General features: G+C 73.8%; 13 protein-coding genes. 5 read left to right on the top strand and 8 right to left on the bottom strand.

Features of this window, described 5'->3' with window-relative positions; all coding sequences use genetic code 11:
• The first annotated feature begins 120 nt into the window (after positions 1 to 120).
• From OJ962_RS06195 to OJ962_RS06205, 3 genes are all read left to right on the top strand, one after another.
• The gene (locus tag OJ962_RS06195) at positions 121 to 468 is read left to right on the top strand and encodes a hypothetical protein (RefSeq protein ID WP_202956241.1); all 348 of its coding nucleotides are present in this window, start codon (positions 121 to 123) and stop codon (positions 466 to 468) included.
• Between the two features lie 100 nt (positions 469 to 568).
• A complete protein-coding gene (locus OJ962_RS06200) occupies positions 569 to 1,564 on the top strand; it encodes an SPFH domain-containing protein (protein WP_202956242.1) in 996 nt (331 codons plus the stop codon).
• Positions 1,561 to 2,442 carry a diacylglycerol kinase catalytic domain-containing protein gene (locus OJ962_RS06205; RefSeq protein ID WP_202956243.1) on the top strand — a complete coding sequence of 294 codons (882 nt, stop codon included), beginning with the start codon at positions 1,561 to 1,563 and terminating at the stop codon, positions 2,440 to 2,442. Before OJ962_RS06200 ends, OJ962_RS06205 begins: the two co-directional genes overlap by 4 nt.
• Positions 2,443 to 2,516: 74 nt before the next feature.
• Here OJ962_RS06205 and OJ962_RS06210 read toward each other — a convergent pair whose 3' ends face one another.
• The 6 genes from OJ962_RS06210 to OJ962_RS06235 form a co-directional block, all read right to left on the bottom strand.
• Positions 2,517 to 3,725 (bottom strand): hypothetical protein, encoded by a 1,209-nt coding sequence (locus OJ962_RS06210; RefSeq protein WP_202956244.1) that lies wholly within the window; start codon positions 3,723 to 3,725, stop codon positions 2,517 to 2,519.
• Entirely contained in the window at positions 3,718 to 4,383 is a 666-nt protein-coding gene (locus OJ962_RS06215) for a hypothetical protein (RefSeq protein ID WP_202956245.1), read from the bottom strand. The genes OJ962_RS06210 and OJ962_RS06215 overlap by 8 nt, the downstream gene beginning before the upstream one ends.
• Positions 4,380 to 5,507 carry a hypothetical protein gene (locus OJ962_RS06220; RefSeq protein ID WP_202956246.1) on the bottom strand — a complete coding sequence of 376 codons (1,128 nt, stop codon included), beginning with the start codon at positions 5,505 to 5,507 and terminating at the stop codon, positions 4,380 to 4,382. The genes OJ962_RS06215 and OJ962_RS06220 overlap by 4 nt, the downstream gene beginning before the upstream one ends.
• 35 nt (positions 5,508 to 5,542) lie before the next feature.
• The gene (locus tag OJ962_RS06225; protein ID WP_202956247.1) at positions 5,543 to 6,013 is read right to left on the bottom strand and encodes a nitroreductase/quinone reductase family protein; all 471 of its coding nucleotides are present in this window, start codon (positions 6,011 to 6,013) and stop codon (positions 5,543 to 5,545) included.
• Positions 6,014 to 6,151: 138 nt separating this feature from the next.
• Positions 6,152 to 7,120 carry an SDR family NAD(P)-dependent oxidoreductase gene (locus OJ962_RS06230; RefSeq protein ID WP_202956248.1) on the bottom strand — a complete coding sequence of 323 codons (969 nt, stop codon included), beginning with the start codon at positions 7,118 to 7,120 and terminating at the stop codon, positions 6,152 to 6,154.
• Between the two features lie 46 nt (positions 7,121 to 7,166).
• A complete protein-coding gene (locus OJ962_RS06235) occupies positions 7,167 to 7,556 on the bottom strand; it encodes a RidA family protein (protein WP_202956249.1) in 390 nt (129 codons plus the stop codon).
• 37 nt (positions 7,557 to 7,593) lie between these two features.
• Between OJ962_RS06235 and OJ962_RS06240 the strand changes: the two genes are divergently transcribed.
• On the top strand, positions 7,594 to 8,121 hold the full coding sequence (locus OJ962_RS06240) for a TetR/AcrR family transcriptional regulator (RefSeq protein ID WP_202956250.1): 528 nt from the start codon (positions 7,594 to 7,596) through the stop codon (positions 8,119 to 8,121).
• Positions 8,122 to 8,126: 5 nt separating this feature from the next.
• Here OJ962_RS06240 and OJ962_RS06245 read toward each other — a convergent pair whose 3' ends face one another.
• Positions 8,127 to 8,909: a DUF427 domain-containing protein gene (locus OJ962_RS06245; RefSeq protein ID WP_202956251.1), complete on the bottom strand. Its 783-nt coding sequence runs from the start codon at positions 8,907 to 8,909 to the stop codon at positions 8,127 to 8,129.
• Positions 8,910 to 8,947: 38 nt separating this feature from the next.
• Between OJ962_RS06245 and OJ962_RS06250 the strand changes: the two genes are divergently transcribed.
• On the top strand, positions 8,948 to 10,240 hold the full coding sequence (locus OJ962_RS06250) for a nitroreductase family protein (RefSeq protein ID WP_202956252.1): 1,293 nt from the start codon (positions 8,948 to 8,950) through the stop codon (positions 10,238 to 10,240).
• On the opposite strand, the gene OJ962_RS06255 is transcribed toward OJ962_RS06250, so the two are convergent.
• Positions 10,241 to 10,504, bottom strand: a complete 264-nt coding sequence (locus OJ962_RS06255; RefSeq protein WP_270006239.1) for a hypothetical protein — start codon at positions 10,502 to 10,504, stop codon at positions 10,241 to 10,243.
• Position 10,505: the final 1 nt, after the last annotated feature.

The following is a 10,505-nucleotide window of genomic DNA, read 5'->3' on the forward strand; positions in this document are numbered from 1 at the left end:
ACTCCCGGCGGCGCGCCGCGCGCTCATGAGGCGCCCGTCCTCATCTTTGAACCCAGGGACCCCAGGGCACCCTGGGGTGAGGCGTAAGGGTTGGCGCCTGAACGCCGTCTTGAGGGTGGGATGATCGCCGCCGTGCACACCGCCAACGCCGCCCTGCCCGGACCCGAGCGCGAGGTGCTCGCGCTGCTGGCCGAGAGCGGGTTCGGCTATGACGGCATCGCGGAGCTGCTGGGCATCACCCGCGCGGACGTGGGCGAGCTGGCCGCCTCTGCACGGCTGCGGCTGGCCGAAGCCCCGCCGGTGCCGGAGCCGTGCCGAGCGCAGCTGCCCCGGCTGGCGGGCATGATCGACAGCGAGGTGCTGCCCGCGCCCGATCACGGCGCGGGGTGCGCGAGTTGCGCGGCGGCGCTGGACGCGATGCGCCGCGCGGACGCGGCCTATCGCGCGTGGCAGCCGGGCAGGCGCTGACCGCGCTCGACGATCGCCCTCGCGGCGGGCGCGAAGTTAGAGTCACACCGACCAAAACGGTGCTACCGTCTTTTAGGTCAAGCAGACCAGAAAGACGATCATGGCTGAGATCAAGCGCTACCCCTTCCTCCGGCACCTCCGCGCCGAACCCACGAGCCACGTCCTCGCCTACAAGAACGGCCGCCTGCGGACCGAAGGGCCCGGTCAGGCGTTCTGGTTCCGCGCGATCAACACCGCGATCGCGGAGGTGCCGATCGACGACCGCGAGCTCCCGTTCCTGTTCCACGTACGCTCCGCCGACTTCCAGGCGTTGACGGTGCAGGGCGTCGTCGGCTACCGCGTCGTGGACCCGCAGCGCGTGGCGCGCCGGATCGACTTCGCGGTCGACCTCGAGAGCGGGCGCTGGACGCAGACGCCGCTCGAGCAGCTCGCCGGCCTCGTGATGCAGCTCGCCCAGCAGTTCGTCATCGACGAGCTCGTCAAGCGCGACGTGCGCCAGATCCTGGCGGACGGCGTCGCGCCGATCCGCGCGCACATCGCCGCCGGCCTCGCGGCCGAGCCGGCGCTGGCGGACCTCGGGATCGAGGTCGTCGCCGTGCGCGTCGCGTCGGTCGCGCCGACCGCCGAGATGGAGAAGGCGCTCCAGCAGCCGACCCGCGAGGCGATCCAGCAGAGCGCCGACCAGGCCACGTTCCAGCGCCGCGCGCTCGCGGTCGAGAGCGAGCGGGCGATCGCCGAGAACGAGCTGCACAACCGGATCGAGCTCGCCCGCCGCGAGGAGGAGCTCGTCGGCCGTGAGGGCGCGAACGCGCGCAAGCGAGCGCAGGAGCAGGCCGCGGCGGCGATGGTCGAAGCGCAGGGCGCCGACGAGCGTCAGGCGCTGGCCGCGGCCCGCAAGGCGGCAACGATCGACGAGGTCCAGAGCGCGCAGCTGCGCGTGGACGCCGAGCGGGCGCGGATCGACGCCGCGATGCCCGCCGACGTGCTGCTCGCGCTGGCGCTGCGCGAGCTGGCCGAGAACCTCGGCAAGGTCGAGCACCTCACCGTCACGCCCGACATGCTCACGCCCGTGCTGGCGCGGCTGGGAAGCCGATGACCCTGCTCCCCCGCTGCGTCCTGGTCGAGCGCCCGACCGAGTTCCGCGAGCTGCTCGCGCGTCACGGCACGCGCGAGCAGGCGCGCTTCTTCCTCGCCCAGCGCGGCCTGGATCTCGCGGACGTCGAGGAGCGCCACCTGCGCTACGAGGAGACCCGCGCGCGCGTGATCGGCGCGATCCCCGTGTCCTGGCGCAGCGCCACCGTCGAACGCGCCGACCTCGACCGCTTCCTGTTCGCCACCGACGACATCGTCGTCGTCCTCGGCCAGGACGGCCTGGTCGCGAACGTCGCCAAGTACCTGGACGGCCAGCCCGTCATCGGCTTGAACCCGGAGCCGGAGCGGATCGCCGGCGTGCTCGTGCGCAACCGCCCGGAGGCGATGGCCGACCTGTGCGCCGACCTCGTCGCGGGCCGGGCCGGCGTGCAGGAACGGACGATGGTCCGGGCCGCGCTGGACGACGGCCAGGAGCTGCGGGCGCTGAACGAGGTCTTCGTCGGGCACCGCACCCACCAGTCCGCCCGCTACGCGCTGACCGTCGGCGAGGTGAGCGAGCGCCAGTCCTCCTCGGGCGTGATCGTCGCGACCGGGACGGGCGCGACCGGGTGGGCGCAGTCGATCAACCAGGGACGGCTCCCGCTCCCAACGCCGACGGCCTCCGAGTTGGCGTGGTTCGTGCGCGAGGCGTGGGCGAGCCCGTCGACGGGAGCGTCGCTGACGGCCGGGCTGCTGGGGCCCGGGCGCGAGTTGTGCGTGACGAGCGAGATCGACGGCGTCGTGTTCGGAGACGGCATCGAGGACGACCACCTCGCGGTCACGTGGGGCCAGCGTGTGGTGGTGGGGGCGGCTGAGGCGCGGCTGCGGCTCGTGAGCGCGTGAACGGTGGTCGACGGAAGTTTCGGATAACGAAACAAACGTCGACGACCCCGGGCGAATGGGCCCGCGCTACGCCGTCAGCGCTCTACCCGATCCCGCACGACCTCGGCCGGCAGGTTCGAGACGAGCGCCCCGAACGCCGTCCGCGCCCACACCGTGTCCCGCTCCAGGTACGGCCGCCCACCGTCGTCGAGCACCTCCGGCGCGCGCTTCGCGCGCACGTCGGCCAGACATGCCTGGCACAGCGGCAGCTTCGGGCTCGAGCCCCAGCGCCCGCTGCCCGCGCTGCGCCCGTGCAGCGGGTTCAACGCGCACAGCGCGCGCACCTTCGTCCCGCGGCCGAGCGCGTCGGCGAGCGCCTGGCGGGCGACGTCCTCGAGTACGAGCGCGCCGACCAGGTCCGCGTCGGAGGCGTCCGGGTCCTCGGTGATGCGGCGGGCGGCGTCGCGGGCGTCGAGCGCGCGCTGGTAGTGCTCCTGCGCGGCGGGGAGGTCCGGGACGGGCTGGGCGTCGAGCTCGCCGACCAGCTCGACGAGCTCGTTCTCGACGGTGCGCCGCAGCTCGCGGCGGCGGGAGCCGTGGGCCGCCTCGAAGACGTGGTCCGGGAGGAAGAGCGGGCCGTCGGGCGCCGGGCGGGCGCCGCGGCGGCCGCGCACCACCAGCAGCGAGGCCGCGGACAGCAGCGCAACGCCGATCACCACGACGAGCGCGGTCGGGAAGCCGCCGTCCGCGCCGGCGGCACCCGCCGCCGGGACGGACGGGCGCGACGGGGTGTCGTCCAGCCGGTCGTCGAGGTCCTCGCGGGCCTGCTCGGCCTTGGCGACGATGTCCGGATCGGCGAGCGCGTCGAGGTAGCGGTTCAGGGTCGTCGCGATCCGCTCGCCGTAGTCGTGCTCGACGAGGTTCGTGTAGCTCGACGCCGCGTACAGCTGCTCGTCCTCGTCGTCGGGCAGGTCGGCGGTGAGCGAGCCGTCCTTGACCGTCACGAGGATCGCGTCCCGCTGGCCCGTGCGCCGGCGCAGCACGGTGAGCAGCGCGCGCGGCTTGCCGTTCACCGCGTCCCCCGGCACGACCGGGACGAGCGCGACGAGCACCGGCGGGCGCTGCTCGGCCAGCCGGGACTCCAGCTGGGTGCGCTCCTGCTCGGTGATCGCCGAGCGCAGCGACGGGTCCACGTACAGCGGGCTGCGAGCCAGGCCCGCGGCGGCGGCGCCGACGTCCTGGGCGCTCGCGCCGGCCGGGAGCAGCGCGACGAGCGCGACCACGAGTGCGAGGAACCTAGCCAACGGTCAACCACCGCAGGAAGACGAACAGGCACCAGCCCACGAGGCCCGCGAACAGGCCACCGAAGCCGGCACCGACCAGGGTCGCCCACGCCGGGGCGTCGTCGTCGGACTCGTAGTAGTCATCGGGCCGGTCCTCGGGCAACGGGTCGAGCGGTTCGGTGGGACGGTCGCGCTGGTAGGAGAAGCCGTCGTCGGCGCGGGCCGCGAGCTGGAACACGGCGCGCAGGCGCGGGACGATCGTCGTCAGCGACGCCTCGCCCGACGGCCCGTACTCGATCTCGAACGGGACATCGATGTCGCGCTCCAGCCGCGCTTTGACCAGCGTGAAGTTGCCGCGCTGGTCGACCGCGATCAGCAGGCGCGGCGCCTTGAACAGCCGGTCGTCGATCGCCCACAGCAGGCGGTCGGGCTCGCCGCCGCTCTCGTCGGCCTCCAGCAACGGCATCGCGACGACCTTGACGTCGAACGGCACGTTCGCCGCGCGCAGATGGCTGACGATCAGCTCCCGGTCGCGCTCGCTGAGCAGGAACCCCACCTCGGGGTGCACGTAGAGCGGGGACGCGTTCAGCCCTTCGGCAGCGCGGTCCAGGCGGTCCTCGGCGCGCGCCGGCGCGGCCAGCACCAGCATCGCGAGCAGCATCCCCACCGCCACCTTCACGATCGGTCCTCCGCCAGCGCGCGGCGCATGTCCTCCCGCAGCGCACCGAAGCCCGTGCGCGCCCACACGGTGTCGCGCTTCCAGTACGGGCGCTCGCCGTCCCAGACCGACTCGGGCACCTCGCCCTTGGCGATGTCGGCCGCGCACCGGCTGCACGCGGGCACGTCGATCGTCGCGCGCGAGGACTGCCAACGCGTCGGCGTCGCCCGGCCCTTGTGACGCGGGTCGAAGAAGCACCGCTGACGCTCGGCGCCCTTGAGCGCCTCGCGCCCGCGCTGAGCGAGCACGAGCGCGCCGAGGTCGTCGATCGGCGAGCGCCGGTCGAGCGCCATCGAGGCCGCGGCCTCCAGCTCCAGCGCACGCTCGGAGGGATCGCGCCGGCGCGCGATCTCCCGCGCCAGCCGTGCGTGCTGATTGAGCGCCCGCTCGCGCGTGTTGATCTCCGGGTGCGCGTTCGCGCGCAGCCCTGGGCGCTGCTTGCGGCGCCGGCGCAACCGCTCGAGCCCGGTCACCGAGAGCGCGCCGCCGAGCAGGAACACGCCCAGCGCGGGCAGCGCGAGGCTGGAGTCCTCCTCGTCCTCCTCCTCGGCCTCGCCGAAGGTCGGCATCGGCCCGCCCTCCGACGGCGAGATCCGCGCCCGCTGGGACTTCGGCATCCGCGGCTCCCCCCGCGCGAGCGCGAGCGCGTACCGCAGCTTCTCGAGCGCCGGATCGTCGCGGTCGTGGTCCCAGTAGGCCGCCATCGTGATGTCGTGGTCGCTGATCGGCAGCTGCACGCCGAACGCGGCCAGCTCGAGCGTGTTGCCCCGGTCGTCGCTGTAGACGTACAGCCCGTCCTCGCCGAGCTGGTCGCGCAGCAGCGCGAGCTGCTCGCTACCGGTCAGCGACTCGCTGAGGTACGGGGCAACGACCACGTAGGTCGGGAACGGCATCCGTTCGACCTCGCGCAGGAGCGCCGCCCGGTCCGCGTCGCTCACCCGGCGCGTGACGGAGTCGCTGACGAACACCGGCGACTGCTTGAGGCTCGCGGCGAAGACGTCGGTGCGGTCCTGGGCCCGCGCGGTTCCGCCGCCGAAGAGCGCGAGCGCGAGCGCGATCGCGGGCACGGCGAGACGACGAGGCACCCGCACCAGTATGACGGCAACCGGACCGACGAGTTCTAGTCGTCGAGGTCCACGCGCACGACCAGTTGCTCGGTGCCGACGGTCAGGAGCAGCGAGTCGTTGATCGGCCGCTTGAGCGCACGCATCCGCGCGTAGGGGTCCTCCTCGGGCAGGACGAGCGCGCGCCCGTCGCGCCAGCGCCCGCCCACCTTCACGCGCACGCGCGGCTCAGCCAGGATGTTGCGGACATAGTCGGCGTGGTAGCCGTGCTCGGTGATGATCCAGAACACGCCGTCGCGCAGGCCGTTGCCGACCGGCACCACGCGCGGCTTGCCGGAGCGCCGCCCGCGCGTCTCGAGCAGCGCCCAGCCGGGATCGAGCAGCCCGCGCTCCACCAGCGGGCGCACGAGCGGGTTCACCACGCGGTTGGTGACCGGACGGGCGAGCCGGCGCTTGACGGCGCGCACGCCGCCGGGCCGGTTGTCAACGGCGCGGCCGGTGCCGAGCAGGTGCACGAGCGGGGGCATGCACGGGATCTACCCGATTCGCGGCGGCTGCGGCGGCGGACCGTGCGCTCCTGGTCGCGCGGCCAGTCCGAGAAGGAACTGCCATCGGCGCGAGGCCAACGGGCACCGTCCCGCAGGACTCGGGGGTGCGCCGCAGACTCATCGGCGCTCTTCGGGCACCGGACGCAGGAGTGCCGGCCCGAGCGACACCGCGCGCTTGCCGGCGCGCAGCATGTTCTTCGTGAACGCGATCACGTCGCCGCTGCGGCGCGCCGGATGGCCGTCGCCGATCCGCGCGCGGTCGTTGCCCGTGTAGAGGCTGCCCGGCCTGTCGGCGGGCTCGCCACCGATCCGGTACCAGCGGTCGACGAACACGAGCGCGAGCTCTCCGGCCGGGCGCACGGTCTCGTACAGCGCGGTCATCAGCTTGGACTCGCCGCCGACGACGCGCTCGCGGCGGCCCGGGTGCGCGAGCGCGCGCTCCACGGCCTTGGCGATCTCGTCCGGGTGGTAGGCGTCGAACAGCCGCGCGGGGCTGCGCCCGGTCGCGCTCGTCGCGCGGCCGTAGATCGGCGTGTCCAGCGGGCCCGGGTCGACCATCGTGATCCGGACGCCCGTCTGCTGCTCGCGCTCCTCCACGGCGAGCGTGTTGAGGAAGCCGCGCAGGGCGTGCTTGGACGCGGTGTAGCTGGAGAACGCGGGCAGCGGGAGGCGCGCCATCATCGACGAGACGGCGACGATCGTCCCGCACGTGGCGCGCAGCTCGGGCAGGGCGGCACGGACGAGGTTGACGGCGCCGCCGAACGTGACGTCGACCGTGCGGTCGAAGTCGTCGGGGTCGACCTCGAGGAAGTGGCCGAAGACGACCGCGCCGGCGTTGGAGATGACCACGTCGAGGCCGCCGAGGCGATCGATCGCCTCCGCGACGACGGCGTCCGCGGCCTGGCGGTCGGACAGGTCGGCGGGCAGCGCGTGCGCGACGGCGCCGAGCCGGCGCGCGCGCTCCGCGGCCTCCTCGAGCGCTACCTCACCGCGGGCGACGAGGGCGAGCGAAGCCCCGGAGCGGGCCAGCCGCTCGACCGTGGCCAGGCCGACCCCGGAGCTCGCTCCCGTGAGCAGAATTCGCATGCATGGGGTACGGACCAGCCCTGCTCACGGCGCACTCGGGTGTCGCTCAGGCGACCGCGACGGCCTGGATCTCCACCAGGTGATCCGGCTCGAACAGCGCGTCCACGCCGATCAGCGTCGCCGGCACGCGCGGGAGGTCACCCGCGGCCGCGAGCCCGGCGCCCAGCTCCTCGAGCAGCTCGGGCCGCCAGCCCGCGACGTAGATCGTCAGCGCGGCGAGATGCTCGGGGCCGAAGCCGGCTCCCTCGAGCGCGATCACGACGTTGCGCAACGCCCGCTCCGCCTGCGCGGCGAGCCCGCCGGGCACGAGCTGCGCGTTCTCGTCGGAGCCCGTCTGGCCGGCGACGTGGATCGTGCGCGTGCCGGAGGCGACGCTGACGTGGTGGTAGAAGGGCGACACGGGGCGCCCGGGAGGGTTGATGAGTTCTACGCTCATTTCATAGCAACGATATAGCATTGCTATGCTTCGCGTCGTGTCCCCTCGCAAGGCCGACCCCGCCGTCCGTTCCGTCCTGATCGCGACCGCCGCGCGGCTGCTCGCGCAGGACGGCTCGAACGCGCTCACCCTGCGCCGGGTGACGAGCGACGCGGGCACGTCGACGATGGCCGTCTACACGCACTTCGGCGGGATGGACGAACTCAAGCGCGAGGTGCGCCGCACCGGCTACGCCGCGCTCGCCGAGGCGCTCACCGCCGCCGGAACGGAGATCGAGCCGCTGTGCCGCGCCTACGCCGCGTTCGCGCGCGAGCAGCCCGACCTGTACCGCGTGATGTTCATGGAGGCGCCGCTCGACGAGCAGGACGCCGCCGAGTGCGCGGGCACGTTCGCGATGCTCGCGGAGGGCGCGCAGCGCCACCTCGGCCCGGAGGGTGACGGCGAGGCCCTGGCGATGGAGCTGTGGGCGGCGGGCCACGGCGTCGTGACGCTCGAGCTGTCCGCCCTGCTCACCCCCGAGCAGGCCGAGAGCCTCGCCGCGTCGCTGCGGGCGAAGCTGCTCTAGACCTTCTAGGCGCCGAACTCGTCGCGCATCGCGTCGGCGATCTCGCCCTGCGCCCGGCCGCGGCGCTGCCCGTCGAACACCACGTCCACGCGCTCGTCCCAGAACGCGACCAGCCCCGTGATCTGCCTGAGGTCCGGCAGCGGGTCCTCGTAGCTCCAGGCGATGTCCCGGTGTCCGCCCGCCGACCAGTAGCTCGCCTCGCCCTTGTACGGGCAGTAGGAACGCGTGTCGCTCGGCTCCAGCGGCACGAGCACGTCCTCGCGCGGGAGGTAGAAGCGCGTGTGGATGCCGGTCTCGAACAGCAGCCGCGCGCGCGTGGACTCAGCCAGCAGCCGGCCGTCGCGCTCGATGCGCACCAGCCGCGACGTGACCCGCACGTCGATGCGCGAGAACGGGTCGCGCGGGTGGCCGCGGATCGGCTCGTCCTCCTCCAGCCACTCGAACGGGTGGAAGTCGAGCAGGACGTAGCCGTCGAGGTCGGGGTCGGCGAGCCGGAAGCCGGCGCCCGCGTGCTCGCCCACGGTGAGCGGCTCGCCCGGCGCCGTGTGCGCGGCGAACGGGATGCCCGGATGCAGGACGCCGTCGGGCGCGGGCAGCGTCTCGCCGCCCGGCGCCACGGGCACGATGAGGTCCTCGGCCGGGACGGCGTACAGCGGCGTGACGCGGCGCGGCTCCCACACCAGCACGGCGCGCGTGGTGTCGACGACGCCGTCCGCGCGCACACGCTTCGCGACGGGCTCGTGCTTGAGCCCGGCTCCGAACAGCAGGTCCGTTACGCGTGTGCTCATGTCCGGCAGGACGTTACGCGGTGCGCCACTATTCCCGCATGACAGGGGACGCCGCACGGCTCTATCACGCGCTGAGCGCCTACAAGGCCGGCGACGACTTCCCGGCCACACCCGCCGACCACCCGCTCGTCCTGCAGGACCTGGTCACCAACGACTTCGCGCGCTGGCCGTATCCGTACAAGCGGTACGACCTCCCGCGCGTCCCGCTGCCGCGCGAGCTGGAAGGCCTCGGCCGCGTGCTCTACCTGTCCTCCGGCGTCGTGCGTACGACGCAGCGGCCCGGCCGGCCGAACGTCTTGTTCCGGGCGGCGGGCTCGGCGGGCGGCCGCTTCCCGCTCGAGCTCTACGTGTCCGCGCTCGACGGCGTGCACTGGTACGACCCCGAGCAGCACGCGCTCGTGCGTATCGCGCCGCCGGCGGGCGGCGAGGCGACGACGCTGATCGTCACCGGCGTCCCGTGGCGCACCGCCTGGCGCTACGCCGAGCGCGGCTTCCGCCACCTCTACTGGGACGCCGGCACGATGCTGTCGCACGTGCTCGCGCTCGCGCCGGGGGCGCGGCTGTTCACGCGCTTCCCCGACGAGCCGGTCACGCGGTTGGTGGGCGCGGACGGCGTGCACGAGTTCCCGCTCGCGGTCGTCGCGCTCGACGACGGCGAGCCCGCGATCGAGCCGGGCGGGGAGGCGGCCACCGGGGCCGTGGACGCCGCGCCGCTCGAGCTCCCGCTGATCACCGCCGCCCAGCGGGCGGGCGACACGGACGCGCTGGGCGAGCCCTGGCCGCTGCGCGCGGAACCGGTGGCGGACGACGTGATCCTCAAGCGCGGGTCGACGCGGCTGATGGACGAGACGGCGACGATCCCGCGCACCGTCTTCGAGACGCTCCTGGGCGCGCTCGACGGGGTCCGCCACCCGCACTTCGTCGCCGTCCACGGCGTGGACGACGTCGCGCCGGGCCTCTACCGCTGGCCCGAGCCGCTGCGCACCGGGAACCTGCGCGACGAGCTCTACCGCCTGTGCTGGGACCAGCCGCTCGGCCGCACGGCGGCGTTCGTGGTCATGGGTGCCATGGACCTGGCCGCGCTCGACGACCGCGGCTACCGCGAAGCGCAGCTGGAGGCGGGGATCGTCGAGGGCCGGCTGCACCTGGCGGCGTACGCGCACGGGCTCGGCGCGAGCGGCATGACGTTCCTGGACGGCGAGTTCGAGGCGACGATCGGCGCGCCGCTCGCGGCGACGCTGTTCACGTGCGTGGGCGTCCCGGCCTACCGCAACACGGCGGGCGGCCGGCCGGGCGCGCCGGTCGCGGTCGTCGTCCCGTCTCCCGAGTGATCAGTCGATCGCGTCCTCGATCGCCTCGTTGGTCTCCTCGATCAGTTCGTCGGCGTCGGCCTGCGCCTCTGCGGCGATCTCGGCGGCCTCGCGCTGGGCCTGCGCGGCGTCGGCGTCGGCCGGGGGCACGTTCTCGGTCATGGCCTTGGTGACGTCGCGCTGGTACTCGAGCGCGCGCTGCTGGATGTCGTTGACGGTGCGCTCGGCCTCGTCGTTGCGCTTGTCGACGACGAACAGGGTGCCGCCGGCGATCAGGGCGGACACG

The organism is Solirubrobacter deserti (assembly GCF_027587175.1).
Classification (GTDB): domain Bacteria; phylum Actinomycetota; class Thermoleophilia; order Solirubrobacterales; family Solirubrobacteraceae; genus Solirubrobacter; species Solirubrobacter deserti.

What these genes read in the sequence shown, in the direction of transcription:
- OJ962_RS06245 (WP_202956251.1), bottom strand. Translation starts at nt 8,909, where the DNA reads ATGAGCACACGCGTAACGGACCTGCTGTTCGGAGCCGGGCTCAAGCAC.
- OJ962_RS06225 (WP_202956247.1), bottom strand. Translation starts at nt 6,013, where the DNA reads ATGCCCCCGCTCGTGCACCTGCTCGGCACCGGCCGCGCCGTTGACAAC.
- OJ962_RS06195 (WP_202956241.1), top strand. Translation starts at nt 121, where the DNA reads ATGATCGCCGCCGTGCACACCGCCAACGCCGCCCTGCCCGGACCCGAG.
- OJ962_RS06205 (WP_202956243.1), top strand. Translation starts at nt 1,561, where the DNA reads ATGACCCTGCTCCCCCGCTGCGTCCTGGTCGAGCGCCCGACCGAGTTC.
- OJ962_RS06230 (WP_202956248.1), bottom strand. Translation starts at nt 7,120, where the DNA reads ATGCGAATTCTGCTCACGGGAGCGAGCTCCGGGGTCGGCCTGGCCACG.
- OJ962_RS06250 (WP_202956252.1), top strand. Translation starts at nt 8,948, where the DNA reads ATGACAGGGGACGCCGCACGGCTCTATCACGCGCTGAGCGCCTACAAG.
- OJ962_RS06200 (WP_202956242.1), top strand. Translation starts at nt 569, where the DNA reads ATGGCTGAGATCAAGCGCTACCCCTTCCTCCGGCACCTCCGCGCCGAA.
- OJ962_RS06235 (WP_202956249.1), bottom strand. Translation starts at nt 7,556, where the DNA reads ATGAGCGTAGAACTCATCAACCCTCCCGGGCGCCCCGTGTCGCCCTTC.